Origin of the sequence: Streptomyces sp. NPDC096205, assembly GCF_044763135.1 — a bacterium.
In the GTDB taxonomy this organism is placed as follows: domain Bacteria; phylum Actinomycetota; class Actinomycetes; order Streptomycetales; family Streptomycetaceae; genus Streptomyces.
The window spans coordinates 554,318-579,161 of record NZ_JBIWFS010000003.1 but is presented as its reverse complement, the minus strand read 5'-3'; the positions used below and the strand labels follow the sequence as shown (position 1 = coordinate 579,161).

The 24,844-nt window shown below is 71.8% G+C and carries 26 protein-coding genes; 9 read left to right on the top strand and 17 right to left on the bottom strand.

What is annotated here, in order from left to right; all coding sequences use genetic code 11:
* Positions 1 to 6: 6 nt before the first annotated feature.
* A complete protein-coding gene (locus ACIQ6Y_RS14965; RefSeq protein ID WP_404037673.1) occupies positions 7 to 360 on the bottom strand; it encodes a DoxX family protein in 354 nt (117 codons plus the stop codon).
* 120 nt (positions 361 to 480) lie between these two features.
* Here ACIQ6Y_RS14965 and ACIQ6Y_RS14960 point away from each other — a divergent pair, with 120 nt between their 5' ends.
* Positions 481 to 1,365, top strand: coding sequence for a LysR family transcriptional regulator (locus ACIQ6Y_RS14960; protein WP_404037671.1), 885 nt, complete (start codon positions 481 to 483; stop codon positions 1,363 to 1,365).
* Positions 1,366 to 1,450: 85 nt separating this feature from the next.
* Positions 1,451 to 2,254, top strand: a complete 804-nt coding sequence (locus ACIQ6Y_RS14955; RefSeq protein ID WP_404037668.1) for an SURF1 family protein — start codon at positions 1,451 to 1,453, stop codon at positions 2,252 to 2,254.
* 135 nt (positions 2,255 to 2,389) lie between these two features.
* Here the strand turns inward: ACIQ6Y_RS14955 and ACIQ6Y_RS14950 are convergent, their stop codons facing one another.
* The 9 genes from ACIQ6Y_RS14950 to ACIQ6Y_RS14910 all read right to left on the bottom strand — a co-directional run bounded on the left by ACIQ6Y_RS14950 (position 2,390) and on the right by ACIQ6Y_RS14910 (position 10,975).
* Positions 2,390 to 3,508 (bottom strand): hypothetical protein, encoded by a 1,119-nt coding sequence (locus ACIQ6Y_RS14950; RefSeq protein ID WP_404037665.1) that lies wholly within the window; start codon positions 3,506 to 3,508, stop codon positions 2,390 to 2,392.
* Positions 3,509 to 3,597: 89 nt separating this feature from the next.
* Complete coding sequence (locus ACIQ6Y_RS14945; RefSeq protein ID WP_404037662.1) at positions 3,598 to 4,269, bottom strand: SigE family RNA polymerase sigma factor; 672 nt, start codon at positions 4,267 to 4,269, stop codon at positions 3,598 to 3,600.
* Between the two features lie 521 nt (positions 4,270 to 4,790).
* Positions 4,791 to 5,846 (bottom strand): aspartate-semialdehyde dehydrogenase, encoded by a 1,056-nt coding sequence (locus tag ACIQ6Y_RS14940; protein ID WP_404037659.1) that lies wholly within the window; start codon positions 5,844 to 5,846, stop codon positions 4,791 to 4,793.
* The gene (locus ACIQ6Y_RS14935; RefSeq protein ID WP_404037656.1) at positions 5,843 to 7,117 is read right to left on the bottom strand and encodes an aspartate kinase; all 1,275 of its coding nucleotides are present in this window, start codon (positions 7,115 to 7,117) and stop codon (positions 5,843 to 5,845) included. The genes ACIQ6Y_RS14940 and ACIQ6Y_RS14935 overlap by 4 nt, the downstream gene beginning before the upstream one ends.
* Before the next feature lie 174 nt (positions 7,118 to 7,291).
* Complete coding sequence (locus ACIQ6Y_RS14930) at positions 7,292 to 7,873, bottom strand: Uma2 family endonuclease (protein WP_404037653.1); 582 nt, start codon at positions 7,871 to 7,873, stop codon at positions 7,292 to 7,294.
* Positions 7,874 to 7,923: 50 nt separating this feature from the next.
* A complete protein-coding gene (locus ACIQ6Y_RS14925; protein ID WP_404037650.1) occupies positions 7,924 to 8,868 on the bottom strand; it encodes a hypothetical protein in 945 nt (314 codons plus the stop codon).
* A 349-nt stretch (positions 8,869 to 9,217) separates the two neighbouring features.
* Complete coding sequence (locus ACIQ6Y_RS14920) at positions 9,218 to 9,880, bottom strand: DUF5063 domain-containing protein (RefSeq protein WP_404037647.1); 663 nt, start codon at positions 9,878 to 9,880, stop codon at positions 9,218 to 9,220.
* A complete protein-coding gene (gene recR, locus ACIQ6Y_RS14915) occupies positions 9,873 to 10,472 on the bottom strand; it encodes a recombination mediator RecR (RefSeq protein WP_099930378.1) in 600 nt (199 codons plus the stop codon). The genes ACIQ6Y_RS14920 and recR overlap by 8 nt, the downstream gene beginning before the upstream one ends.
* A 164-nt stretch (positions 10,473 to 10,636) precedes the next feature.
* A complete protein-coding gene (locus ACIQ6Y_RS14910) occupies positions 10,637 to 10,975 on the bottom strand; it encodes a YbaB/EbfC family nucleoid-associated protein (RefSeq protein WP_404037644.1) in 339 nt (112 codons plus the stop codon).
* Between the two features lie 284 nt (positions 10,976 to 11,259).
* On the opposite strand from ACIQ6Y_RS14910, the gene ACIQ6Y_RS14905 reads away from it, so the two are divergent.
* The gene (locus tag ACIQ6Y_RS14905; protein ID WP_404037642.1) at positions 11,260 to 12,012 is read left to right on the top strand and encodes an SLATT domain-containing protein; all 753 of its coding nucleotides are present in this window, start codon (positions 11,260 to 11,262) and stop codon (positions 12,010 to 12,012) included.
* Between the two features lie 16 nt (positions 12,013 to 12,028).
* On the opposite strand, the gene ACIQ6Y_RS14900 is transcribed toward ACIQ6Y_RS14905, so the two are convergent.
* The 3 genes from ACIQ6Y_RS14900 to ACIQ6Y_RS14890 all read right to left on the bottom strand — a co-directional run bounded on the left by ACIQ6Y_RS14900 (position 12,029) and on the right by ACIQ6Y_RS14890 (position 15,140).
* Positions 12,029 to 13,990 (bottom strand): serine/threonine-protein kinase, encoded by a 1,962-nt coding sequence (locus tag ACIQ6Y_RS14900; protein ID WP_404037639.1) that lies wholly within the window; start codon positions 13,988 to 13,990, stop codon positions 12,029 to 12,031.
* Positions 13,991 to 14,067: 77 nt separating this feature from the next.
* The gene (locus ACIQ6Y_RS14895) at positions 14,068 to 14,526 is read right to left on the bottom strand and encodes a MarR family winged helix-turn-helix transcriptional regulator (protein WP_404037636.1); all 459 of its coding nucleotides are present in this window, start codon (positions 14,524 to 14,526) and stop codon (positions 14,068 to 14,070) included.
* Complete coding sequence (locus tag ACIQ6Y_RS14890; protein ID WP_404037633.1) at positions 14,523 to 15,140, bottom strand: DJ-1/PfpI family protein; 618 nt, start codon at positions 15,138 to 15,140, stop codon at positions 14,523 to 14,525. The genes ACIQ6Y_RS14895 and ACIQ6Y_RS14890 overlap by 4 nt, the downstream gene beginning before the upstream one ends.
* 167 nt (positions 15,141 to 15,307) lie before the next feature.
* On the opposite strand from ACIQ6Y_RS14890, the gene ACIQ6Y_RS14885 reads away from it, so the two are divergent.
* The 3 genes from ACIQ6Y_RS14885 to ACIQ6Y_RS14875 all read left to right on the top strand — a co-directional run bounded on the left by ACIQ6Y_RS14885 (position 15,308) and on the right by ACIQ6Y_RS14875 (position 18,273).
* Positions 15,308 to 16,669: an aspartate aminotransferase family protein gene (locus ACIQ6Y_RS14885; RefSeq protein ID WP_404037630.1), complete on the top strand. Its 1,362-nt coding sequence runs from the start codon at positions 15,308 to 15,310 to the stop codon at positions 16,667 to 16,669.
* 103 nt (positions 16,670 to 16,772) lie between these two features.
* On the top strand, positions 16,773 to 17,474 hold the full coding sequence (locus ACIQ6Y_RS14880; RefSeq protein ID WP_404037627.1) for a GntR family transcriptional regulator: 702 nt from the start codon (positions 16,773 to 16,775) through the stop codon (positions 17,472 to 17,474).
* Positions 17,475 to 17,622: 148 nt separating this feature from the next.
* Complete coding sequence (locus ACIQ6Y_RS14875) at positions 17,623 to 18,273, top strand: hypothetical protein (protein ID WP_404037624.1); 651 nt, start codon at positions 17,623 to 17,625, stop codon at positions 18,271 to 18,273.
* Between the two features lie 4 nt (positions 18,274 to 18,277).
* On the opposite strand, the gene ACIQ6Y_RS14870 is transcribed toward ACIQ6Y_RS14875, so the two are convergent.
* The 3 genes from ACIQ6Y_RS14870 to ACIQ6Y_RS14860 form a co-directional block, all read right to left on the bottom strand.
* The gene (locus ACIQ6Y_RS14870; protein ID WP_404037622.1) at positions 18,278 to 18,571 is read right to left on the bottom strand and encodes a hypothetical protein; all 294 of its coding nucleotides are present in this window, start codon (positions 18,569 to 18,571) and stop codon (positions 18,278 to 18,280) included.
* An 89-nt stretch (positions 18,572 to 18,660) separates the two neighbouring features.
* On the bottom strand, positions 18,661 to 18,855 hold the full coding sequence (locus ACIQ6Y_RS14865) for a hypothetical protein (protein ID WP_404037619.1): 195 nt from the start codon (positions 18,853 to 18,855) through the stop codon (positions 18,661 to 18,663).
* Between the two features lie 91 nt (positions 18,856 to 18,946).
* Positions 18,947 to 20,230, bottom strand: coding sequence for an adenylosuccinate synthase (locus ACIQ6Y_RS14860; RefSeq protein ID WP_404037616.1), 1,284 nt, complete (start codon positions 20,228 to 20,230; stop codon positions 18,947 to 18,949).
* Between the two features lie 187 nt (positions 20,231 to 20,417).
* Here ACIQ6Y_RS14860 and ACIQ6Y_RS14855 point away from each other — a divergent pair, with 187 nt between their 5' ends.
* Entirely contained in the window at positions 20,418 to 21,284 is an 867-nt protein-coding gene (locus ACIQ6Y_RS14855; RefSeq protein WP_404037613.1) for a diacylglycerol kinase, read from the top strand.
* A gap of 484 nt (positions 21,285 to 21,768) precedes the next feature.
* On the opposite strand, the gene ACIQ6Y_RS14850 is transcribed toward ACIQ6Y_RS14855, so the two are convergent.
* Complete coding sequence (locus tag ACIQ6Y_RS14850; RefSeq protein ID WP_404037610.1) at positions 21,769 to 22,263, bottom strand: GbsR/MarR family transcriptional regulator; 495 nt, start codon at positions 22,261 to 22,263, stop codon at positions 21,769 to 21,771.
* Between the two features lie 72 nt (positions 22,264 to 22,335).
* Between ACIQ6Y_RS14850 and ACIQ6Y_RS14845 the strand changes: the two genes are divergently transcribed.
* Positions 22,336 to 23,238, top strand: coding sequence for an ATP-binding cassette domain-containing protein (locus ACIQ6Y_RS14845; RefSeq protein ID WP_404037607.1), 903 nt, complete (start codon positions 22,336 to 22,338; stop codon positions 23,236 to 23,238).
* Positions 23,235 to 24,842, top strand: coding sequence for an ABC transporter permease (locus ACIQ6Y_RS14840; protein WP_404037604.1), 1,608 nt, complete (start codon positions 23,235 to 23,237; stop codon positions 24,840 to 24,842). The genes ACIQ6Y_RS14845 and ACIQ6Y_RS14840 overlap by 4 nt, the downstream gene beginning before the upstream one ends.
* The last annotated feature ends 2 nt before the right edge of the window (positions 24,843 to 24,844 follow it).

Here is a 24,844-nt window from a genome sequence, read left to right as displayed (position 1 = left end):
CCCCTATCAAACCCGAACGAGCGCCGCGGTGAGAGCCGCGCAGGCCAGTGCCAGATATGCGACCGGAAACGCGATGTTGTGCAAGACCCGCGCCCGCACATGAGCGAGCACCGCCCCGAGGAAGAACAGCACCAGCCCGGCCCCCGCGGCCACCCCGACCGCCCCCGCCCCGGCCAGCCCGAGCACCAGCCCGGCCGCCCCCGCACCCTTCAGCGCGGCGAGCCACGGAATCCACTTCGCGGCCACCCCCACCTCGGCGGAGTTGGCCAGCACGAACCGTGCCCCCGCCACATCCGCGACGGCGATCCCGGCATTGGCGACGACGGCGAGCACGGTGACGACGTACACCCACGCGGACATCAGCGGCCCCTTACTTCGGCTCTCTCGGCTCTCTCGGCTCTCTCGGTTCCCTCGGCTTCGCCCTCAGCCTCCGCGCGCCGCCGGCACCCCGTCCAATACCTGCTTCCATAACCTGGCGGAATGGATGTGGACACCCGTCTGTTGCGCTCCTTCGTCGCCGTCGCCGAGGAGGGCAGCCTCACGCACGCCGCCCGTCGGCTCTACGTCTCCCAGCCCGCCCTGACCAAGCAGATCCGCCAGCTGGAGACGCTGCTCGGGACGGCACTGTTCACCCGCTCCCGCTCAGGGATGGCCCTCACGGAGGCAGGGCGGGTGCTGGCCGCACAGGCGCCCGCGCTGCTGGCCGACTGGGACCGGACGCTCGCCGACACCCGCCGGGCGGCCCGTGCCCAGGCGAAGATCCTGCGGGTCGGCTTCCTGGCCAGCGCCGCCAACGAGGCGACCCCGCGGATCGTCGCCGCGTTCTCCCGGCTGCGCCCCGACTGGCGGGTGGAGATGCGCCAGTCCTCCTGGGCGGACCCCACGGCGGGCCTGGACTCGGGCGACACCGACGTGGCGCTGGTGCGGCTGCCGTTCCCCGGCCAGGAGGCCCTGCGGGTGACCGAGCTGTTCGCCGAGCCGAGGGTCGTCGCGCTCGCCGAGTCGCACCCGCTCGCCGCCCGCGAAGTGATCGACTTCTCCGAGCTGCTGGACGAGCCGTTCGTCGCCGCCCCCGCGCAGACGGGCGCCTGGCGCGACCACTGGCTGGCCACCGACGAGCGCGCGGGCCGGCCCCCGCGGATCGGCGCGGTCACCGAGCACCCCGACGACTGGCTCACCGCCATCGCGAACGGCCACGGCATCGCCCTGGCCCCCGAGTCCGCCGCCCGCTACTACGCCCGCCCCGGCATCGCCTACCGCCCGCTGACCGGCGTCGGCCCCACCCGGGTGGCCGTCGCCCGGCCGCCCCACGCCGACACGGACGCGGTGGTCCAGGACTTCGTGGGCTGCTGCGTCACGTCGTAGGAACGCAGGACCCGGTCGCGTGGGACCGCCAGGAGGACCCACCCCGCGCCCCGGACACGCACCCCGGCCCCGTACCGTGGAAGGCGTGTACCGGTTCCTGCTGACGCCCCGCTGGTGGGGCATCAACGTCTTCGTGCTGCTCGCCATCCCCTTCTGCGTGTTCATGGGGTCCTGGCAGCTGGGCCGGTTCGAGGAGCGGATGGACAGCCACCGCTCCGCGGACGAGCGCGCCTCGGCGGACCGGCGGCAGGCCGCGCGCCCGCTGGCGCAGCTGCTGCCGGTGGACAAGGCGACCTCCGGCGCACAGACCACCGCCACCGGCCGCTACGCCGACCAGCTGCTGGTCCCCGACCGCGAGCTGGACGGCAGGCCCGGCTACTACGTCCTCACGCTCCTGCGGCAGGACCACGGCAAGGCCCTGCCCGTGGTGCGCGGCTGGCTGCCCGGCACCCCCGACCCGGCGAAGGCCCCGGCCCCGCCGGCCGGCGAGGTCACCGTCACCGGCGCGCTCCAGGCCTCCGAGACGCCCGGCGACAACGGCGTCAGCGCCCGCGGCGGCCTGCCGGCGGGCCAGACCGGCGCCATCAGCTCGGCCTCGCTGGTCAACCTGGTGCCGTACGGCGTCGAGGACGCCTTCGTCACCCTCAACAAGGGCGACTCCGGCATGAAGGCCGTGCCCGCGCAGGCGGCGGCGCAGACCGGACTGGACCTGAAGGCGTTCCAGAACCTGGGCTACACCGGCGAGTGGTTCGTCTTCGCGGGTTTCGTCGTCTTCATGTGGTTCCGGCTGCTGCGCCGCGAGGTGGAGCTGGCCCGCGACGCGGAGATGGGCCTGGTGCCGGAGGAGGACCGGGACCCGGCCGCCTCCTCCGACTACGCGGTCCGCTAGGGCCTGTCGTTTGGATCAGGCCGGCTGCGAGGCGCTTCCGCCTCCTGGCCGAGTCGAACGGGGGCTGGTGCGTGCAGCTGCAGTGCGTGCCAGGCCCCGCGACGCCGGCATGATCCGGAAGACAGGCCCTAGCCGCTACTGGGGGATCATCCCCGTCCGGTACACCGTCCCGGCGCACGCGGGCAGCACCGACAGGCTGGCGCTCGGCGCGCCCAGCTCGCTGGTGTAGGTCACGGTGACACCGCTGTCGGCCGCGCCGTCCTCGGTGACGAGCTGCGTGGTCATGCCGGTGTCCTCGCCGGTCTCCGTGCCGCCGTCGGTGGTGCCGGTGGTGGCGTCGGTGGGCGTCGGGGTCGGCGTCGGGGTGGCGCCGCCGGTCTCGCCGCCGCTGGTGGTGCCGCCGGTGTCACCGCCGCTGGTGCCCCCGCTGTCGCCGCCGCCCGTGCCGGTGCCTCCGCTGCCGGTGCCGCCGTCGGTGGAGCAGGTGTCGGACGGCACCCAGGCGAACTTCACCTCGTACGCCGCTCCCGGCACCAGGACGATCTCGTGCCGCTCCAGGGAGGGGTCGGGCAGGCCGACCGCCGCGTCCCCGGCGACATGGCGCGCGAGGCTGATCCGGGCGGGGTCGGTGGTGCCCAGCGGGTAGGGCGTCACCTCGCCGGAGCCGACAATGGTGCAGCCGTCCGCGGAGACGTTGGTGACGCGGAAGCTGCCGTAGACCGCGCCCATGGAGTCCGGGGCGCCGGTGCTGCCGCTGACGGAGAGCTGCTCGGCGCTGCAGGCCGCCTCACCGGCCGAGGCGCCCCCGGACGGGTTCGTGGTGCCGCCGGTGCCGGTGCCCTCGGAGTCGCCCTTGTCGGGGTCCGCGGGCTTGTCGCCGCCCTGACCGCCGCCTCCGGTGCCGCCCTGCTCGGTGCCGCCCGCGGTCCGGCCGCCGTTCTCGCCCTTGCCCTGGCTCGTGCCGCCCTGGGCGGCCGAGCCGTGGCCGGCGATGGAGGGGTCGGCGTTCGGGCCGGTGGTGCCGGTGACGTGCACCAGCGCGGGGACGGCCGTACCGAGGAACAGCGCGGCGGCCGCCATGCCGACGGCGGCCTGCCGCTTACGGGCCCGGCGCGCGGGCACCGCCCGGCGCAGGTGGTCCAGTGTGCCGTCGCGCGGCTCCACGTCGTGCACCGCGTCGTGCAGCAGGCGGCGCAGTGCCAGCTCGTCCGAGCCGAGCCCTTCGGGGCTGCGTTCGTCGGGGCTGTCGTTCACGTTTCCGTTCCCAGCGTGCGGTTGGTTCGGCTGTTGCTTCCCGGCGTCGTCCGCTCCCCGGCGCGGGACGTCGCCCTCGTGGTGCTCGCTCATTTCGCCGCCGCCTCCATGGCGATCCGCAGCGCCGCGATGCCGCGCGAGCCGTAGGCCTTGACCGAGCCCAGGGAGATCCCCAGCGTCTCGGCGACCTGCGCCTCGGTCATGTCGGCGAAGTAGCGCAGCACCAGCACCTCGCGCTGGCGGCGCTGCAGGCCCTTCATCGCCTTGATGAGGTCGCGGCGCTCCAGCGAGTCGTACGCCCCCTCCTCCGCGCTCGCCATGTCCGGCATCGGCTTGGAGAGCAGCTTCAGGCCGAGGATGCGGCGGCGCAGGGCCGAGCGGGAGAGGTTGACGACCGTCTGCCGTAGATAGGCGAGGGTCTTCTCCGGGTCGCGGACGCGCTTGCGCGCGGAGTGGACGCGGATGAAGGCCTCCTGCACGACGTCCTCGCAGGAGGCGGTGTCGTCGAGGAGAAGCGCTGCAAGACCCAGCAGCGAACGGTAGTGAGCGCGGTAGGTCTCGGTGAGGTGGTCGACGGTGGTGCCGACCACGGCCTCGTCGGCGCCGTCACGCTGGCTGGGAATGCGGGCGGGCCTCGCTGCGGGCATGGGGGCGATCACCGGCATGCCGCCGGGCGCGCCACGGGGGCGCTGGGGCCGCCGGACGGGCGGCCGAAGGGCCGTGCCGCGCGGGGCCACGCTGAAGTCGAGTACCTCTGCCACGCCAGTTGGACACGCTTCCCCCCTCGGGGGTTGTACGTGCCGGGCGTCACTTTTACGCCGGACGGTCCGCCCGACCGTGTTGTCCCGATTCTCACGGTTTTCGCGGTTCTCGCGGTTCTCGCGTCAGGCACGACCGCCGACGGAGCCTCAGAAGCCCTCATGCGTCCCGCTCTTCCCCTATGTCCCCTGTGAGCGACCGTCCCCGCGCCCGCTCATGGCGTCCCCACGCCTGGATGAATGCGCTTGCACCCCGGAAGGGCGACCGCATAGACGCCCCCCGCCCTCCGCGTGGTTGCGGAGGGCGGGGAGGAAATCTTCGGACGCCACCGGGATCCGGATCAAGTGGTCCGGACATCATTCGGATCACGTGCCTTACGCAGATCCTACAAATCGAACACAGTGGGTCCACAGGGTTTGCGGGTTCACGCGTGACTGACGAGAACACCGCCGCTCTACGCGGAGAGCTTCCGCCGCTCTACACGGAGAGCTTCCGCGGCTCTCCGCGGAGAGCTCCTGCGGCTCTAGGCGGAGAGCTCCGCCGCGACGAGTTCGGCGATCTGCGCGGTGTTGAGGGCCGCGCCCTTGCGCAGGTTGTCCCCGCACACGAACAGCTCCAGCGCGGTGGGGTCGTCCAGCGCCCGCCGCACCCGTCCGACCCAGGTGGGGTCGGTTCCGACCACGTCGGCGGGTGTCGGGAACTCCCCGGCGGCCGGGTTGTCGAACAGCACGACACCTGGGGCGGTGGCGAGGATCTCACGCGCCCGCGCCACGGTGACCTCGTCCTGGAAACGCGCATGGACGGTCAACGAGTGGGTGGTGACGACCGGCACGCGCACACAGGTCACGGCGACCGGCAGCTTGGGCAGCCCGAGGATCTTGCGGGACTCGTCCCGCACCTTCATCTCCTCCGAGGACCATCCGTCCTCACGCAGCGACCCGGCCCACGGCACGACGTTCAGCGCCACCGGCTCCGGGAACGGCCCGGTGTCGTCACCGACGGCCCGCCGTACGTCACCGGGGCCGGTCCCCAGCTCCGTACCCGCGACCAGGGCGATCTGCCGCCGCAGCGTCTCCACGCCGGCCCGCCCCGCACCGCTGACCGCCTGGTACGAGGAGACGACCAGCTCACGCAGCCCGAACTCGGCGTGCAGCGCGCCCAGCGCGACGATCATGGACAGCGTCGTGCAGTTGGGGTTCGCGACGATCCCGCGCGGCCGCATCCGTACGGCGTGCGGATTGACCTCGGGCACGACCAGCGGCACATCGGGGTCCAGCCGGAAGGCGGCGGAGTTGTCGACGACGACGACCCCGCGCGAGGCGGCGACGGGCGCCCACTGGGCGGCGACGTCGTCCGGGACGTCGAACATGGCGACGTCGACCCCGTCGAAGGCCTCCTCCGACAGGGCCACGACCTCGGTCTCCTGCCCGCGCACGGCCAGCTTGCGGCCGGCCGAGCGCGGGGAGGCGACGAGTCGGATCTCGCCCCAGACGTCCTTGCGGTGGGACAGGATCTGGAGCATGACCGTGCCGACGGCCCCGGTCGCTCCCACGACCGCGAGCGTCGGTCGACCGGTCATCGCCCGGTGCCTCCGTAAACGACGGCCTCGTCGCTGTCGGAGTCGAGCCCGAAGGCGGTGTGCACGGCGCGCACGGCCTCGTTGACGTCGTCGGCCCGCGTGACGACCGAGATGCGGATCTCGGAGGTCGAGATGAGCTCGATGTTCACGCCCGCGTCCGACAGGGCGGTGAAGAAGTCGGCGGTGACGCCGGGGTTGGTCTTCATCCCCGCGCCCACCAGCGAGATCTTCCCGATCTGGTCGTCGTAGCGGAGCGACTCGAAGCCGATGCCCGCCCTGGACTTCTCCAGGGCGTCGATGGCCTTGCGGCCCTCGGTCTTGGGCAGCGTGAACGAGATGTCCGTCAGACCGGTGGCGGCGGCGGACACGTTCTGCACGATCATGTCGATGTTGATCTCGGCGTCGGAGATCGTGCGGAAGATCGCCGCGGCCTCGCCCGGCTTGTCCGGGACGCCGACGACCGTGACCTTGGCTTCGGAGACGTCGTGAGCGACTCCGGAAATGATGGCGTGCTCCACCTGAGCGTCCCCTTCGGGCTTCTCGTTGCTGACCCACGTACCGCGCAGTCCGGAGAAGGACGAGCGGACGTGGATCGGGATGTTGTAACGGCGCGCGTATTCCACGCAGCGGTGCAGCAGCACCTTGGAGCCGGACGCGGCGAGCTCCAGCATGTCCTCGGAGGAGATCCAGTCGATCTTCCGGGCCTTCTTCACCACACGCGGGTCGGCGGTGAACACACCGTCGACGTCGGTGTAGATCTCGCACACCTCGGCGTCGAGGGCGGCGGCGAGCGCCACCGCGGTGGTGTCGGAACCGCCGCGCCCCAGCGTGGTGATGTCCTTGGTGTCCTGGCTGACGCCCTGGAAGCCCGCGACGATGGCGATGTTGCCCTCGTTCAGCGAGTCCCGGATCCGGCCCGGCGTGACGTCGATGATCCGCGCTTTGTTGTGGACCGAGTCGGTGATGACACCTGCCTGGCTACCGGTGAAGCTCTGGGCGCTGTGGCCCAGGTTTTTGATCGCCATCGCCAGCAGGGCCATGGAGATCCGCTCTCCGGCGGTCAGCAGCATGTCGAGCTCGCGTCCGGCAGGAATCGGAGATACCTGCTCGGCGAGATCGATCAGCTCGTCCGTCGTGTCGCCCATCGCGGAAACCACGGCGACCACCTGGTGGCCGTTCTTCTTGGCTTCCACGATCCGCTTGGCGACGCGCTTGATGCCCTCGGCATCGGCTACGGAGGAGCCTCCGTACTTCTGCACGACAAGGCCCACGTGCGCTCCTCGCTCAGTCTGTCTGTTTTCCCGCTGATACGGCGGTGTACTGCGGGTCGGCTCAGTCTATCGAGCGCCCGAAATTCACCCCTGCGGTATCGCATGGTGAGACTCCGGTGCGCCGGAGTGGACTCTGCCCTGCCTTGCGGGAGGCACTCGCGAAAGTGGGCCAGGTCACTTCCCGGAGAATTCGGTGAGCGGCTCGGTGTCCAGGCTGATGCCTACGGGGTCCGGGATCGCCACGACGGCGCCGAACGGCTTGTTCACCTGCTGGCGGTAGCGGCCGCCCTCGGGGTGGGTGAAGACGGTGACGGTGCCGTCGTCGCGGTCGATGAGGAGGTAGACGGGGATGCGAGCGGCGGCGTAGGCGTCGGGCTTGTCAACTCGGTCACGCTGATGTGTGTCGGAGTCGTACGACGTGACCTCCACGACCATGATCACGCCTTCGGCTTCGGACCACTCGCCGTGCCCCTTGGGGAATCCGAACGGCGCGAGCACCCCGTCCGGGCGCGCCCGGCCCTTGCGGTAGCCCTCGACCTTCATCCCACGGTCCCCATACAGCCAAAGTTCCGGGCGATGCTGCATACACAGCCGTTGCAACCAAGCGATGATCTGGTCGTGGTTGCCATCCGTCACGGCCTTGACCTGGACCCTTCCGCTGATGAACTCCAGCCGCACGGTCTCCGGGGCATGGCGTTCCAGTTCCTCGAACTCCTCGACGGACATCTGCGGCCGGTGCTCGGTCCTGGGGGTCATGGCGTCGCCTCCTCGACTCCATGGTGCCCGGACCGGCACGTCCTGCACGCTCATACGGGATACCCCGGCCCGCCGAAGGGCCGGGCGAAGAAGGTGTCGGGGATGTAGCCGGGCGGCGGCCCCTCCGCCTGCTCCTGCGCCAGGTCCTGTTCCAGTTCCTCACGGCACTCGCCGCACAGACCGTCGATGATCTTCTCGGTGCGCTCGTCGGCGTCGCAGGTGACGCAGGCGAGGATCACGCGGGACACACGGGCACGGCGTCCGGCGGTCTGGCGCACCTTCGCCTTCTTCGGGGGCATCTTGTTCTCCAGTCGGTTGCGGGCGAGTCCGCCCGGGTTGTTCACGGCCGACGGCAGCCCGTCGGTCAGCGCCTTGGTGATGTCGTGCGGCGTCGCGCCACGGTCCAGCCACTCCGTGGCGAGGGCTTCGAGCGAGCGGCAGTCGCCGTGGGAGAGGGGCATGCGCGGGTCGGCCGTACGGACCGCGGCGAGGGTCTCGTAGGCGGCACTGGGCTGGGGCTCCGCGGGCTCGGCGGGCTCGGCGGGCTCGGCGGTCTGCGGGGCTTCCGGTTCCGGCGCCTCGCCGGCCTCCTCCGGCGCCTCCTCGACCCTGGCAAGGCCCGACATGTAGTGCGCGGTGACGTCCCTGCCCTTGCGCTCCCGTACGAAGTCGGCCCACCACTCGGGGGTCCTCGGGGTGCGCGACCAGTACGTACGCGTCACCCACCGCATCGAGTTGTCCTCGATCTGGAGGTGCTCCCGGATGTGCCGCAGGTGGCCGATGCCGGTGAGGCTCTTCATCGACACGCGCGTGGCCTGCTGGCCGTAGCGGGGGTGCGCCGCCGCGATGGCCTTGTAGCCCATCGCGTGGCCGTCCTCGAGGTGGTCGATGAAGACGGCGATGTCCCGGTCACGGGGGCTCAGGTGTGCGAAGTCCGCCTCAGCGTGCGGGTCTTCGTCACCTGCGGAGCGTTTTCCGTAACCCGTTTTGGCCATGGGGTGGGACGGGGACGGCAGGGCAGGGCTAAGCTGCGAGTAAGCCACGATCGAGTCCTTGTCGATCCGTAGGGCCAGGCCCCGGAGCCGGTGTTGGCGCACCGACCGGGGCCGATCTATGTGCCGCGAACCTAGAGCGGCGTCACGCGCCGACGCAAGCCGATCACGGAATGTCACTCTTTCGAGGTAGGCGGCTTCAACTCACCTACAGGCTTGGTTGGTTGGGTCGGTTTTCACCCATCCCAAAACCCGGAAAAGCCGATTGGAGAGGCTCGAGGCCCGAAGCACAAAGCCCGAGGCTCAAGCCTCGGGCTGACCTGCGGAGAGCCGCCGTCCGGCGTGCCGGTGGTTACTGCGAGGCCGAGTTCAGGCCGAGGGGGCCCGCGATCTCCTCCGTCATGACGCGGCCTGCCTCGAACTCGAGGGTCTCGTCACCCATGGTCTGGTCGGTGTCGAGGCCGTCCAGCTCCTCCAGGGGCTGATTGAGGCGGACGTGGGCGAGGACCGAGTGCAGGGCCCGGAGCGTCGCCGAAGCCGTCGTGCCCCAGTTGGAGAAGTAGGAGAACTGCCACCACCACAGCGCCTCGGTGACGCGGCCCGCGCGGTAGTGGGCCATGCCGTGGCGGAGGTCGGTGATGACATCGGTGAGGTCGTCGGAGATCCGGCCGGGGACGGGCGCCTTGCGGGGCTCGTAGGGGTCGAAGACCTCGGAGTAGACGTCGACGGGGTCGAGGAGACGGGCGAGGTTCTCGCGCAGGTCGTCCACGTCCGGTTCGGGGCCGGGGTCGGGCTCGTAGCGCTCGTCGGGGACGATGTCCTCGTGGGCGCCCAGGCGGCCCCCGGCCAGCAGGAGCTGGGAGACCTCCAGGAGGAGGAAGGGGACCGCCGAGTCCGGCTCGTCGCCCTTGGCCACCTCGGTGACGGCCACCAGGAAGCTCTCGATCTGGTCCGCGATCTGGACCGCGAAGTCGTCCGGGTTCCGGCCGGTCGCATGCAGCGTGGCGTCAGACATCTAGCAGTCGTCTCCCCTCGAAGGCGCGGCCGAGGGTCACCTCGTCCGCGTACTCCAGGTCGCCACCCACCGGGAGGCCGCTGGCCAGGCGGGTGACCTTGAGGCCCATGGGCTTGATCATGCGGGCGAGGTACGTGGCCGTGGCCTCGCCCTCCAGGTTCGGGTCCGTGGCCAGGATCAGCTCCGTGACCGTACCGTCGGCCAACCGCGCGAGAAGTTCTCGTATACGCAGGTCGTCGGGGCCGACGCCCTCGATGGGGCTGATCGCGCCGCCGAGGACGTGGTAGCGGCCGCGGAACTCGCGTGTGCGCTCGATGGCGACGACGTCCTTGGGCTCCTCGACCACGCAGATGACGGACGGGTCGCGGCGGGAGTCACGGCAGATGTTGCACAGCTCCTCCTGCGCGACGTTGCCGCAGGTCGCGCAGAAGCGGACCTTCGCCTTGACCTCCATCAGGGCCTGGGCGAGGCGCCGTACGTCCGTCGGCTCGGCCTGAAGGATGTGGAAGGCGATCCGCTGCGCACTCTTCGGACCGACGCCGGGCAGCCGCCCCAGTTCGTCGATGAGGTCCTGGACCACGCCTTCGTACAACGGACTGCCGTCCTTCCTGGTTTTCCTTCACTACGTACGGTAGATGCCCGTCGGCCCTCTTCGAAAGGCGGGCCGTCTCATCCGTCAGGCGGGCCGTCTCGGAAAGGCAGGCGGGCCGTCTCGGAAAGGCAGGCGGGCCGGCTCGGAACGGCAGGCCGGTCGGCTCAGAACGGCAGGCCGGGGATGCCGCCGCCGAGGCCCTGGGCGAGCGGGCCGAGCTTCTGCTGCTGGAGGGCCTGGGCGTTCTCGTTGGCCGCGTGGACGGCCGCGACGATCAGATCGGCGAGGGTCTCGGTGTCCTCCGGGTCCACCGCCTTCGGGTCGATCTTCAGACCGCGCAGCTCGCCGGAGCCGGTGACGGTGGCCTGGACCAGGCCGCCGCCGGCCTGGCCGTCGACCTCCGTGTTCGCCAGTTCCTCCTGGGCCCGCGCGAGGTCCTGCTGCATCTTCTGCGCCTGCTGCAGCAGCTGCTGCATATTGGGCTGGCCGCCACCGGGGATCACGATCTGTTCTCCTCTGTCGCCTCTGTCGCCTCTGTGGACGGGGGCTTGTTCCCGTTCGCCACGAGCCTACGTGGTCGAGGGGGCCATCGCCCCGCCACTCTTTCGGGTGAGCCGAGTGTCTGTCCTATACCTGATCAAGGCCCACTTCCGGGCGGAAAGGATGCGAAACCCTCCACTTCGCCACCCATTGGGCGGTAGGAAGGGTCCGGCGCATCAGCATCAGGGGTCACGCGAGCGCCGTCGCATCACGCAGCGTGATGACCGTGATCAGTAGGGAGTGCCTGGTGGGTCAGCCGGAGATGCAGCCCGAGGGGCCGCCGCAGGACGGGGCAGGCGAGGGTGCGGCGGCACTGCGGCCGGGTGATCTGCTGGGGCGGGCGTTCCCGCACGGCGACTGGGCGGAGCCGGCGGAACGGCTGGACGAGCTGTACCGGTGGGTGGAGCACGGGGCGCTGCAGACGGCTGCCTGGTACCTCTCCGACCGGGTGTGGAAGCGGCGGGGGGCGCGGGCGCTGCGCACGGGTGCGGCCCTCGGCGCGGTCGGCGGGGCGGCCCTGCCCCTCCTCGACCTCACCGCCGTCATGGGCGGCGTCGCCCCCTGGGGATACCTGGCCCTCCTCGTCTCCGTCGCCTGCGTCGCCGTCGACCGCTTCTTCGGCGTCACCTCCGGCTGGATAAGGGACGTCGCCACCGCGCAGGCCGTGCAGCGCCGTCTGCAGGTCCTCCAGTTCGACTGGGCGTCGGAGAGCGTCAGGGAGGTCCTGGGCCCGACCGAGGGCACGGCCGGCGAGGCCGCCGAGCGCTGCCTCGCGGTGCTGCGCCGCTTCTGCGAGGACGTCACCGAGCTGGTCCGCGCCGAGACCGCCGACTGGATGGTCGAGTTCCGCACCGGCTCCGCCCCCCTCGGCATCCAGTCCACCGTCCCCACCGCCGTACGCCCGCCCGACCCCGGCACCCTCAACGGCCGCTTCCCCCTCCCCCCGGGCGGCACGGCCCGTCCGAACATGCCGCGGCAGAGGCCACCGGAGCCGAGGTGAGCGGCAGCACGAAGCGTCACTGCCGCGTGTACGTCAGCTCCTCGCCCGTCGCCGTGTTCACGCGGCGCAGTGTGCCGTCCGGTTCCAGGGTGACGCGGGTGGGGTCGCCCGGGGAGCAGGAGGAGGCCGGTTCGCCGGTGGTGACGGTGGAGGCGCCGATCTCCAACGGGCCGCTGTCGCCCGGGTCCTGGGTGAGGGCGGCCTCGAACACGCAGTGGTAGGTGCCACTTCCGGCGGGGCCGTCCGCGACGAGGGACAGGACGGGGTCGCCCACCTCGCCCTGGCTGATCGTCAGGACCCTGGTGTTGCTGCCGTCGGCGTTGTCGATCGACGCGGTCCAGGTGCCGACGTAGCCCTCCGGGATCACGCCGTCCTCGGGGGGTGAGGGGGTCGGGTCGTCGGCGGGGGTCGTGGGGGCGTGCGTGACCGGGGACGTCGTACGGTCGTCTCCGCCCGCCTTGGCGTCGGCGCCGCCGGCGTTCATCAGGGCGTACACCGAGCCGCCCGCCGCGAGTGCGACGACCAGTGCCACGGCGACCAGGGCCGCGGTGGCCCGGCCGTTGCGACGCGGGGGCGGGGGGAGCGGGGAGGGCTGGGGGCCGTACAGGGTCGGGCCGAGGCCGTAGGCGGGGGCGGGGGGCCGGCCTCCGTACGCCGGAGTGTGTCCCCCGTAGAACTGGCCCTGGCCGCCGTACGGGGCCGCCCCCGGCTGCGGATAGCCGTATGCGTGGCCGCCGTACCCCTGCTGGGGTTGGCCGTACGACGGTGGCGTGCCGTACGCCGGGTGCGGCGGGGGTCCCGCCGGCTGCGGTGTCGGTCCCGGGGTCTGTCCCGCGGCCATGGTCGGCAGATGGTTCACCGGCGTGCCCGGGAGGCCCGGCGCGGGAGGGCCGGCCGGTGCGCCGGAGGCGTCCGGCACGGCGGCGTCGGCTACGGCTGCATGCTCCGGCGAGGGCGAGGGCGAGGGCGAGGGTGAGGGCGGGGGCGTGGCCCCGGCGCCCGTCTCAGCTCGCGCGGGTTCCGGGCCCTCCGGGTCCTCCACCTCCAGCAACCCGACCGCGTGCCGCCCCAGTTGGGCGACCAGGGCGCCCGGCAGCCAGGGGTCGCGGGAGCGGCCGTCCATGACGGTGTCCTCCGCGCCGGTGCGCTCCAGGATGGCGTCGAGGGTCGGCCGGGCGCCGGGGTCCTTCTTCAGGCAGTCGCGGACGAGGTCGGCGATGCCCTCGGGGACCCCGTCGAGGTCGGGTTCCTCCTGGGCGATGCGGAACATCAGGGCGTGCACGCCGCTGTCGGCGCCGCCGAAGGGGAGCGAGCCGGTGGCGGCGTAGGCGAGGACGGAGCCGAGGCAGAAGACGTCGCAGGCGGGGGTGATGCGGTCGCCGCGGACCTGCTCGGGGGCCATGAAGCCGGGTGAGCCGATGAGCGCGCCCGTCCGGGTCAGCCCCGCGTCGGTCACCGTCTCCAGGGCACGCGCGATGCCGAAGTCGATGACCCGCGGCCCGTCGATGGTGACGAGCACATTGGAGGGCTTCAGGTCGCGGTGGACGATGCCCGCGGCGTGGATGTCCTTCAGGGCGTGCGCGAGACCGGCGGCGAGGATGCGGACCGACCGTTCCGGCAGCGCCCCGTGGTCATGACCCACCACCTGCTGCAGGCTCGGACCTGCCACATACCCGGTCGCCACCCACGGCACGTCCGCCTCGGTGTCGGCGTCCAGCACGGGCGCGGTCCAGTGGCCGCCGACCTGCTGCGCGGCGCGTACCTCCTGCCGGAACCGCTCCCGGAACTCCTCCTGCGCGGCCAGCTCCCGCCTGACCAGCTTGACGGCGACCGTGCGCCCGCGGTCGGACCGCGCGAGATACACGTGCCCCATGCCGCCCGCGCCCAGCCGCGCCAACAGCCGGTACGCCCCGATCCTCCCCCAGTGCTCAACGCCTGGGGGGACCCCCATCGGATCCCCCGCCCCGAGCTTCTCCACCGCAGGCCCTCCCCCGGCACCACCTGGACAACAGCCCCACGATAGTGCGGCTCCGGGCGGCGATGGCCGGGCGGCGTCTACGGTTCCGTAACAGCCGGTCCGGTCTCGTCGAGGATCTTCGACAGCCGCTCCAGCACCTCGACGGCCTGCGCCAGCTCCGCCTCCCCGAACGCCTCCGCCAGCCGGTCGGCGAACGCCGCGTGCCCGGGGTCGATACGGCGTACGGCGGCCAGCCCCGCGTCCGTCGGCGCGAGCAGCTTGGCGCGGCGGTGGGCCGGGTTGGGCCGGTACTCGGCGAGCCCCCGCTCGACCAGCAGGTCGGCGATGCGCTGGACGCTCTGCCGCGTGATGCCCATGGCCCGTGCGATGCCGGACACGGGCAGCGGCTCGGGCAGCACCGCGCCGAGCACCTGCCACCAGGCCGCGGTGAGCCCGGCGGGCCGGGCCAGTTCCTCGGCGACCGCGAGGAACTGCCCGTTGAGCCGGAAGACGCCCAGCGCGCTGCGGCTGAGCAGGTCCTGACGCTCCCGGCTCACTGCGCCCCCGCCTTCTCCAGCACCGCGTACGCCTCCGGGTCGGAGTCGTGGAACAGCCGGTACCAGGCGTCCAGCACCTCACCCTCGTACACCCCGAGCAGTCCGAGGATCTCCCGGGCGAAGGCGACGGGCTCGGTCGGGCCGGCCGTGATCAGGCGGCCGTCGGTGACGGCGTCCGTGTCGACGTACCGTCCGCCGCCGGCATATCCCGTCGCGGCGAGATAGAAGGAGACCGCGCTGGTGTGGGCCCGGTCGTCGAGCAGGCCCTCGCGGGCGAGCCCCGCGGTGGCACCGCAGATCGCGGCGACGGGCACACCGGCATCGAGGAACTCGCGCGCCTTGCGGGCGAAGGGCGCCAGGTCGTCGGACGTGTCCCACAGATCGGCGCCCGGAAGGATCAGCAGGCTGCTGTCCTGCGGTCGTACGTCGTCCAGGGCCAGGTCGGGCGTGACGCGCAGTCCGCCGATGCTGCGGACGGGCCGCCCGGCCGCCGGGCCGACCGTGCGGATCTCGTGGCCGGCACGGGCCAGGTAGGCGGTGGCGTGCCCGGTCTCCCAGTCGGCGTAGGTGTCGTAGACGGCGTGGTGCACGGGCTTGCGGACGGTGGTGCTCATGGGGTCCTCCTCCGGGCCGTACCTCGATCTCGCTATGACAGCATGCTGTCACTGCGACAGTCTTCTGTCAATCAATCGCATGCCTCGACAACCTGTCGTGGAAAGCCCCCGTCCACAGACAGGACGCCGATACCGATTCCGCATCGCGGACATCTACGCTCGCCCGCATGACCCCTCAGCCCCATCCCGAAGCCGGCGCCGCAGTGAAGGCCGCGGACCGCGCGCATGTCTTCCACTCCTGGTCAGCGCAGGAACTCATCGACCCGCTCGCCGTCGCCGGCGCGGAGGGCTCGTACTTCTGGGACTACGACGGCAAGCGATACCTCGACTTCACCAGCGGGCTCGTCTACACGAACGTCGGCTACCAGCACCCCAAGGTCGTCGCCGCGATCCAGGAGCAGGCCGCGCGGATGACCACCTTCGCGCCGGCCTTCGCGATCGAGGCCCGTTCGGAGGCCGCGCGGCTGATCGCCGAGCGGACCCCCGGCGACCTGGACAAGATCTTCTTCACCAACGGCGGCGCCGACGCCGTCGAGCACGCGGTGCGCATGGCCCGGCTGCACACGGGCCGCCCCAAGGTGCTCTCGGCGTACCGCTCGTACCACGGCGGCACCCAGCAGGCCGTCAACATCACCGGCGACCCGCGCCGCTGGGCCAACGACAGCGGCTCGGCCGGCGTCGTGCACTTCTGGGCGCCCTTCCTCTACCGCTCCCGCTTCTACGCCGAGACGGAGGAGCAGGAGTGTGCGCGGGCGCTGGAGCACCTGGAGACGACGATCGCCTTCGAGGGGCCCGCGACCATCGCCGCGATCATCCTGGAGACCGTGCCCGGCACGGCCGGGATCATGGTGCCGCCGCCCGGCTATCTCGCCGGGGTACGCGAGATCTGCGACAAGTACGGCATCGTCCTCGTCCTCGACGAGGTCATGGCCGGCTTCGGCCGCACCGGCGAGTGGTTCGCCGCCGACCACTTCGGCGTCGTTCCCGACCTGATGACCTTCGCCAAGGGTGTGAACAGCGGATATGTCCCGCTCGGCGGCGTCGCCATCTCCGCGGAGATCGCCGACACCTTCGGCAAGCGCCCCTACCCCGGCGGCCTCACCTACTCCGGGCACCCGCTGGCCTGCGCCGCCGCCGTCGCGACGATCCAGGTCATGGCCGAGGAGGGCGTCGTCGACAACGCCGCCCAGCTCGGTACGACGGTCCTGGAGCCGGCCCTGCGCGAGCTGGCCGAGCGGCACAGAAGCGTCGGCGAGGTCCGCGGCCTCGGCATGTTCTGGGCGATCGAGCTGGTGAAGAACCAGGAGACCCGCGAGCCGCTGGTGCCGTACAACGCGGCCGGTGAGGCCAATGCCCCGATGGCCGCGTTCACCGCCGCCATGAAGGCCGGCGGGGTGTGGCCCTTCGTGAACATGAACCGCACCCATGTCGTGCCGCCGTGCAACGTCACCGAGGCCGAGCTGAAGGAGGGCCTCGCCGTGCTCGACGCCGCGCTGAGCGTGGCCGACGAGCACACCGAGCAGGGCTGAGTCTCTTTTCGCCCGTAACGCGTAAGGTGGCGTGCTCGTGGACGTACTCCTGTACGGACACGCGCACGCCACTTTCCATGTCACGAGGGAGACAGTCCGAACCATGCCCGGCAGCAGCGGCAACGGGGCCGTGACGCGCAGCACCCTGCGGCAGCAGATCGCGGACGCCCTTCGGGACGAGGTGCTGGCGGGGCGGCTGCAGCCGGGACAGGCCTTCACGGTCAAGGAGATCGCCGACCAGTACGGCGTCTCCGCGACCCCGGTGCGCGAGGCGCTGGTCGACCTGACCGCGCAGGGCCTGCTGGAGGCCGACCAGCACCGGGGCTTCAAGGTCCGGGAGTACTCGGTCGCCGACTTCCGCGGGCTCGTCGAGGCCCGCACCCTCGTCACCGACGGCATGTTCCACGCCCTCGGCAAGGGCCACCAGGGCTTCCGCGACCCCGACGACCCGCGCACCGCCGCCGCCCTCGCCGGGGTACGGCGCCGCGGCGAGGAGGCCCAGCGGGCCGCGACCGCCGGTGACCTCACCGTGCTGATCGGCTACGACCTGCGCTTCTGGCGGGAGTTGAGCTCCCTGTACGGCAATGTCTACCTCGCCGACTTCCTGCACCGGCTGCGCGTGCAGTCCTGGGTCTGCGCGGTGCAGCGGCTGCGCCGGCTGCCCGACCTGCGCGGCCGGCTGTGGGCCGGGCACACCGAACTGGTCGACGCCCTCGCCCGGCGCGACACCGACACCGCGCGCGCGGTCGTGGCCGCGTACAACGCGCATGCGCTGGCCCTGATCGAGAAACTGGGCGAGGAGTGAGGGGCGCCGGGGTTCTCGCGGGCTGAGCCGAGCTGGACAGAGTCGGACTGAGCCGGTGCATCTGGGGAACCATCCGTGCACCGCACCGATTACGCTGCCCTGACCGCTGTGCCGTCGAGCGCCGACCCGACCTTGCGAGGAGCCTCCTTTGGCCTGTGACCTGTGGCTGGTACCTCTCGTCGACGTGTTGTGCCACACCCCGGACAACCCGTTCGCCGAGGAACTCGCGCAATACGACCGGGTGCTCGCCGAGGCCGGGCTCCCGCCGGTGCCGGTGTACCAGTACATGCCAGGGCTGTCCGGCGAGGTCGGCCCGGTGGCCGGCTTCGACTACGACGCGCTGCACTTCCTGCGCCGCGTGTACCTGCTGCAGATGTGCGGGCTGCCGGTGACGCCGGTGGACGAACTCGGCGGCGACTACGAGCAGTTGCTGGAGATGTTCGAGACGACGGCCCAGCAGTCGCACCTGGTGTGGCACTACGACCACGCGGGCGCGTACGTCCCCGTCGACTTCCCCCACCCGCTCTCCGACGACGAGATGCTGGCCGGCGGCGGCCCGTTGGGCTCCTCCCACGCCCTGCTGCGCGAGCTGGAGCTGATCGCCCCGGCCATCGGCATCGACCCGGCCAACCCCCCGGCCGCGCCCGAACCCCCGCCCTGGCCCACCGACTTGGAGGAGCCGGCCGTACCCGCGCCCTACGACGCAAGCCCGTTCGCGCGCGAGCGGCATGTGTGGCTGGGGCTGCACGCGGCGGCCACGCGGAGTCTGGCGCAGGGCTCGATGATCGTGTTCAGCTGAGCCGTCAGCCGGCGAGCTGCGACAAGCCCTTCTGCAGCTCCTCCAGATTCATGACCGGCGTGACCTCGATGTACGCGTTGAGGTCGGTGAACAACTGGTCGAGTGTCGGCGGGATCTGCGAGCTGTCCGGCAGATCGACGACCATCAGAATGGTCCGGTGCCCGTCCAACGGCCCGAAGTAGACCGCTTCGGGCTTGATCCGCTCCAGGGTGGACTTGATGAGCTCCGGCATCTTGCCGTTGCGGATCGTCTCGTTGCTGCGCTCCGTGTCCACGTTCGCCTTGACGAGCAGACGCATCGCATTCACCTTCTCCCGGCCGACGCACCTACCCTTTCAGCCTAGGCCCGGTATGTCCGGTTCGCCTGTCGCTCCTCCCGGGGAGCGGCTCATGCGATGAGACGGATGTCCGGGGGCCACAGCACGCCGGTGGCCAGCAGGAGACCCGGGCCCAGATGAACGGGGCACAGATGCAGGGGGCCGCGCCGGTAGCGGAGCACCTCGAAACGGGCCGGCTCGCCGCACTCGGTCTCGTCGACCTCACCGCCGTACGGTCCACTGCACCGCACCCCGCGTTGGGTCATACTTCGATTCCAACGCCGAACGGGCGCCTCCGCTGCCGGAGGCGCCCGTTTTTTTCGGGACGCGCTTGTTCTTGGTACGGGGTTTACGGGTTTACAGGAACGAGTTGATCTCGATCGTCTCGTCCCGGCCCGGACCCACGCCGATCGCGGAGATCGGGGCGCCCGACATCTCCTCCAGCGCCTTGACGTAGCTCTGCGCGTTCTTCGGCAGGTCGGAGAAGGACTTCGCCTTGCTGATGTCCTCGCTCCAGCCCGGCAGCATCTCGTAGACCGGCTTCGCGTGGTGGAAGTCGGTCTGCGAGTACGGCAGTTCCTCGACGCGCTTGCCGTCGATCTCGTACGCCACGCAGACCGGGATCTGCTCCCAGCCGGTGAGGACGTCGAGCTTGGTGAGGAAGAAGTCGGTGAGGCCGTTGACGCGGGTGGCGTACCGGGCGATCACCGCGTCGAACCAGCCGCAGCGACGGTCACGGCCGGTGGTGACACCGCGCTCACCGCCGATGCGGCGCAGCGCCTCGCCGTCCTCGTCGAACAGCTCGGTCGGGAACGGACCGGCGCCGACACGCGTGGTGTACGCCTTGAGGATGCCGATGACCCGGCTGATCTTCGTCGGACCCACACCGGCACCGGTGCAGGCGCCGCCCGCGGTGGGGTTGCTGGAGGTGACGAAGGGGTACGTGCCGTGGTCGATGTCCAGCAGCGTGCCCTGGCCGCCCTCGAAGAGCACGACCTTGTCGTCCTCCAGGGCCTGGTTCAGGACCAGCACCGTGTCGGCGACGTACGGCGCGAGCTTCTCCGCGTAGCCCAGCAGCTCCTCGACGACCTGCTCCACCGCGATCGCGCGGCGGTTGTACAGCTTGGTCAGCAGCTGGTTCTTGACGTCGAGCGCCGCCTCGACCTTCTGCTCCAGGATCGACTCGTCGTACAGGTCCTGGACCCGGATCCCGACGCGGTTGATCTTGTCGGCGTAGGTCGGACCGATGCCGCGGCCGGTCGTGCCGATCTTGCGCTTGCCGAGGAAGCGTTCCGTCACCTTGTCGACGGTGACGTTGTACGGCGTGATGATGTGCGCGTTACCGCTGATGAGGAGCTTGGACGTGTCGACGCCGCGGTCGTTCAGCCCGCTCAGCTCGGAGAGCAGGACCGAGGGATCGACGACGACGCCGTTGCCGATGACCGGGGTACACCCCGGGGACAGGATTCCGGAGGGGAGAAGGTGGAGGGCGTACTTCTGATCGCCCACGACGACCGTGTGGCCGGCGTTGTTGCCGCCCTGATAGCGAACCACGTAGTCGACGGATCCGCCGAGCAGGTCGGTGGCCTTCCCTTTACCCTCGTCACCCCACTGAGCACCGAGCAGCACAAGTGCGGGCACGCGCGTACACCCCTTCCGGGCGGGGCATGTCCAAGGTCAGGGGCGTACGCGACACGGCTGTGCGTCGTACACCGGCGGCCTTCGTCGGCCGCAACCCGTCGGACCCGGATGCCCCGGAATAGACGAAGCCCCTGGCGCAATAGCGCAAGGGGCTCTTGCACAAAGATGCTACCCGAGGAAGCGAGGCATGGCCGAGGTGGCGACTTTCGCGACATCCGATCAGCTGCTCGTGGTGATCGATCCAGCCGCTCGGAGGATGGACGGAGAGTCCGTACGGATCGCGAAAGACGTGCTCAGCGCGGGTGCCGCGACCAAGGTGTGCCTGCCGGACGGGCCGGACGAATTCGCCCGCGCCCTGGCGCGCCGCGGCTCGCGCCGGCCGGTCGTCGTCGGCGACGACCGCGCCCTGGTGCGCGCGGTGTCCCTGCTGCACCGGCAGCGGGAGCTGGCCGAATGTGCCCTGTCGGTCGTGCCGGTCGGGGCGATGCTGACCCTCGCCGGGTCCCTCGGAATCCCCACCGGCGCGGTGGCGGCCGCCCGGGCCGTCCTGGACGGGGTCGAGCGGCGGCTCGACCTGCTCGTCGACGACAGCGACGGGGTGGTCCTGGGCGCGCTGCGGATTCCTCCGGTGCCGGCGGTGGGGGTGCCTACGGCGATCGGGGGGTCCGAGGCGGGTGGGCGGGTGCCCTGGCTGCGATCGGCCCGCTCGCTGGTGCGCACGCTGGGCACGGCCCGGCCGTCCCGCGTACCGGACCTCGTCGTGCCTCCCGGCGGACCCTCCCGTCTGCGGGTCGAGGTCGACGGGGTCACCCTGGTCGACCTGGACCAGCCGGTCCGCGAAGTCTCCGTCACGCCCTCGGCCGGAGCCGCCGAGGTGGAGGTCCGCCCGGTGTCCGTCGGCGCGGCAGCGGCCCCCCTGCGCGCGTCCGGGCACCGCGTGACGGTCTCCGGCGCCGACTTCCGCTATCGCGCGGACGCGGTGGTGTCCGGGCCGGTGCGGAGCCGTACGTGGACGGTGTGGGAGGGGGCGCTGGGGTTGCGCGTGCCGGGGTGAGGGGCGGCGGGTGGTGCTCCTGCGGGTGGTCGGGGCTCTCGGTCGGGATGCCTTGTGCCGGTGGGCGGGGTCCTCGCCGGTGGGTGGCTTTCGGGCCGTGCGGGGTCGTCGCTGCCGCCGGTGGGCCGCCTCGCGGCCGGTGGGCGCTGCCTGTACCGGTGGGTGGTTCGGGGGCGTGGGGGCGCGGCGAGCCCGGCGTGGGTCTGGCCCCTAGGGCATCTACGCGTCGAACTTGGGTGGTAACCAGCTGAGCGCCGGGCTGCGCCGCACCCCCACGCCCCGCTCCTGCCGGTGGGCGGCCGCACCGACGCCGCGGTTCCGGCTGCGGGGCGTATGCGACAACCAGCGAGACCACCACGGCGGGGCAGCCGCCGACGGCGAGCAACCACAGAAGGAGAGCCGAGCCTCTTGGCCGGCTGTCACGGGCGGTGCGGGGGTGGGAGAAGGCCGCGCAGCGGCGAGACGGCGGGGAAGCCGGAGTCGGTCAGGTGGTGGGGGCTGGGCCGAAGGTCTTCTCCTTGTGGGCCCGCCAGCGCTCCATCATGGCCGCGAGCTCGCCCTCGATGAACTCGAAGAAGGCGAGTGTCTCGGCGATGCGGCGGCCGGCGGGCGTGTCGGGGCCGAGGCTCGTGACGCCGTCGCGCAGGGCGTCCTCCCAGCGCTTGAGGATCGCCTCGCGATTGGTCAGGGCCTCGTACCACTGGTCGGCATGCACCCGGTACCGCTCACGCCGAGACCCCGGCTCCCGCTCGCGCGAGACCATGTGGACCTGCGCGAGATACCGCACCGCACCGGACACCGCGGCAGGGCTGATCCGCAGCTGTTCGCCCAGTTCCGCCGAGGTCAGCATGCCGTTGTCCGAGGCGAGCAGCGCGCCGAAGACCCGGGCGGGCATCCGGGGCATTCCGGCCTCGACGAGCTGCGCCGCGAAGGACTCGACGAACCTCGACACGGCCTCCGCGTCCCTTGAGTGCGTCATGCAGCCACCTTACCGGCCCTTCACGAGCTTCCTTAACTTCACAAATTTCTGAAAGAAGCGTACGTTCGGACCATGACGAACGCCATCACCGTCTCCGGACTCCACAAGTCCTTCGGCGGCACCCACGCGCTCGACGGCCTCGACCTCCAGGTGGAGGCCGGCGAGGTGCACGGCTTCCTCGGCCCGAACGGCGCAGGCAAGTCCACGACCATCCGCGTCCTGCTCGGCCTGCTGCGCGCCGACTCCGGTGCCGCCCAGGTGCTGGGCCGCGACCCCTGGGCGGACGCGGTCGACCTGCACCGGCACCTCGCGTACGTCCCCGGCGACGTCACCCTGTGGCGCAACCTCTCCGGCGGCGAGGTCATCGACCTCTACGGCCGCCTGCGCGGCGGGCTCGACCGGCGCCGGCGCGACGAGCTGATCGACCGCTTCGAACTGGACCCGACCAAGAAGGGCCGCACCTACTCCAAGGGCAACCGGCAGAAGGTCGCCCTGGTCGCCGCCTTCGCCTCCGACGTGGAGCTGCTCGTCCTGGACGAGCCGACCTCGGGACTCGACCCGCTGATGGAGGAGGTCTTCCAGCGGTGCGTCGTAGAGGCGCGGGAGCGCGGGCGGACGGTCCTGCTGTCGTCCCACATCCTCAGCGAGGTGGAGGAGCTGTGCGACCGGGTGAGCATCATCCGCAAGGGCCGTACGGTCGAGACCGGCTCGCTGGCCGAGCTGCGGCATCTGACCCGCACCAGCGTCACCGCCGAGCTGGCCGGCCCGCCCAACGGGCTCTCGCGGCTGCCCGGCGTGCACGACCTCGACGTCCAGGGCAACCGGGTGCGGCTCCAGGTCGACGCCGACGGTCTGGACGCCGTACTGCGCTCGCTCGGTGAGTCCGGGGTGCGGGCGCTGACGTCGACGCCGCCGACGCTGGAGGAGCTGTTCCTGCGTCACTACCAGGACGATTTCAGCGGGGCCGCGCGATGACCGCCGTCGCCTTCGCCGCCCGGACCGCCGGTGCGCGTCCGCTGGCCGGGACCGGCACGCTGCTGCGGTTCGCCCTGCGCCGCGACCGGGTGACGATCCCGGTCTGGGCCGGCGTGAACGCGCTGATGGTCCTGTCCATGCCGAACACCCTCAAGGGCCTCTACGGCACCGCCGCCGAACGCGCCGACCTGCTGCGGCAGCTGGAGACCAACGCCTCGCTGCGGGCGATGATCGGGCCGGTGTTCGACGACTCGTACGGCGCCCTGACCGTATGGCGGGTCGGCGTGTACGCCGGTGCGCTGGCGGCCGTGATGAGCCTGCTGCTCGTCGTACGGCACACCCGGGACGAGGAGGAGAGCGGACGGCAGGAGCTGATCTCGTCCGCGATGGTCGGCCGGCGCGCCCCGCTGACGGCCGCCCTGCTGACCGCGGCCGCCGCCAATGCCGTACTCGCGCTGCTGATCGTCGTAGGGCTGTGGTCGCAGGGCGGCAGCGGGGCGCTCGCGTTCGGGCTCGGGATCGCGGGTCTCGGCATGGTCTTCGCGACCCTGGCGGCGATCGTCGCCCAGCTCACCGAGAGCGCACGGCTGGCGCGCGGGCTCACGGCGGCGGTGCTGGGGGCCGCGTTCGTGCTGCGCGCGGCGGGCGACTCGGCGACCGACGACGGCTCCTCACCGCTGACCTGGCTCTCCCCGATCGGCTGGCTGGAGAACCTGCGGCCGTACGCCGGTGAGCGCTGGTGGGTGCTGCTGCTGTTCGCGGGGGCGGCCCTGCTCCAGGGCATGGTGGCGTACGAGCTCGCCGGGCGCCGCGATGTCGGGATGAGCTTCCTGCCCACCCGGCCCGGACCGGCCGCCGGGCGCCTCGGCACGGCCGGCGCGCTGGCCTGGCGGCTCCAGCGGGGCGCCGTACTGGGCTGGAGCGTCGCCTTCCTGCTCGCCGGGATCGTCTACGGCGCGATGGCCGACGGCGCCGCCGACCTGGTCGGCGACAACGACCGGGCGCGCGAGATCTTCCAGCGGTTGGGCGGCCCGTCGGCGCTGACGGACTCCTTCCTCGCGGCGATGGCCGGCTTCTTCGGGCTGGTCGCCTCCCTCTACGTCGTCGCGTCCGTGCTGCGCCCGCACGGCGAGGAGACCTCCGGCCGGGCCGAGCCCGTACTGGCCGCCGCGGTGGGCCGGCTGCGCTGGGCGGCGGGGCACCTGGTGATCGCCTTTGGCGGCAGCGCCCTGCTCCTGCTGCTGGCGGGCGTGGGCCTGGCCCTCGGACACGGCTCGGACACGGGCGCGGTCGTGGCCGGCTGCCTCGTCCAGCTCCCCGCGATCTGGGTCGTGGGCGGGCTGGCCGTGCTGCTGTACGGGCTCTCCCCGCGGGCCGCGACGGCCGCGTGGGGCGTGGCCGGGGCGGTGCTGCTGCTCGGCTGGATCGGCCCGGCCCTCGACGTCCCCCAGGCGGTCATGGACCTCTCCCCCTTCGGCCATCTGCCCAAGCTGCCGGGCGGGGAGATGGCCTGGGGGCCGGTGGCGGCGCTGACCGCGCTCGCGGTGGTGCTGGTGGCCGCGGGGCTGGCGGGGCTGCGGCGCAGGGATGTGGTGAGTGGTTAGGG

Excerpts from the sequence above, each read along its gene's own strand:
- ACIQ6Y_RS14920 (WP_404037647.1), bottom strand. The coding sequence starts at position 9,880 with ATGTCTGACGCCACGCTGCATGCGACCGGCCGGAACCCGGACGACTTC.
- ACIQ6Y_RS14855 (WP_404037613.1), top strand. The coding sequence starts at position 20,418 with ATGGCCGAGGTGGCGACTTTCGCGACATCCGATCAGCTGCTCGTGGTG.
- ACIQ6Y_RS14865 (WP_404037619.1), bottom strand. The coding sequence starts at position 18,855 with ATGACCCAACGCGGGGTGCGGTGCAGTGGACCGTACGGCGGTGAGGTC.
- ACIQ6Y_RS14930 (WP_404037653.1), bottom strand. The coding sequence starts at position 7,873 with ATGACCCCCAGGACCGAGCACCGGCCGCAGATGTCCGTCGAGGAGTTC.
- ACIQ6Y_RS14885 (WP_404037630.1), top strand. The coding sequence starts at position 15,308 with ATGACCCCTCAGCCCCATCCCGAAGCCGGCGCCGCAGTGAAGGCCGCG.
- ACIQ6Y_RS14870 (WP_404037622.1), bottom strand. The coding sequence starts at position 18,571 with ATGCGTCTGCTCGTCAAGGCGAACGTGGACACGGAGCGCAGCAACGAG.
- ACIQ6Y_RS14940 (WP_404037659.1), bottom strand. The coding sequence starts at position 5,846 with ATGACCGGTCGACCGACGCTCGCGGTCGTGGGAGCGACCGGGGCCGTC.
- ACIQ6Y_RS14880 (WP_404037627.1), top strand. The coding sequence starts at position 16,773 with ATGCCCGGCAGCAGCGGCAACGGGGCCGTGACGCGCAGCACCCTGCGG.
- ACIQ6Y_RS14965 (WP_404037673.1), bottom strand. The coding sequence starts at position 360 with ATGTCCGCGTGGGTGTACGTCGTCACCGTGCTCGCCGTCGTCGCCAAT.
- ACIQ6Y_RS14840 (WP_404037604.1), top strand. The coding sequence starts at position 23,235 with ATGACCGCCGTCGCCTTCGCCGCCCGGACCGCCGGTGCGCGTCCGCTG.
- ACIQ6Y_RS14850 (WP_404037610.1), bottom strand. The coding sequence starts at position 22,263 with ATGACGCACTCAAGGGACGCGGAGGCCGTGTCGAGGTTCGTCGAGTCC.
- ACIQ6Y_RS14845 (WP_404037607.1), top strand. The coding sequence starts at position 22,336 with ATGACGAACGCCATCACCGTCTCCGGACTCCACAAGTCCTTCGGCGGC.
- ACIQ6Y_RS14960 (WP_404037671.1), top strand. The coding sequence starts at position 481 with ATGGATGTGGACACCCGTCTGTTGCGCTCCTTCGTCGCCGTCGCCGAG.
- ACIQ6Y_RS14890 (WP_404037633.1), bottom strand. The coding sequence starts at position 15,140 with ATGAGCACCACCGTCCGCAAGCCCGTGCACCACGCCGTCTACGACACC.
- ACIQ6Y_RS14925 (WP_404037650.1), bottom strand. The coding sequence starts at position 8,868 with ATGGCCAAAACGGGTTACGGAAAACGCTCCGCAGGTGACGAAGACCCG.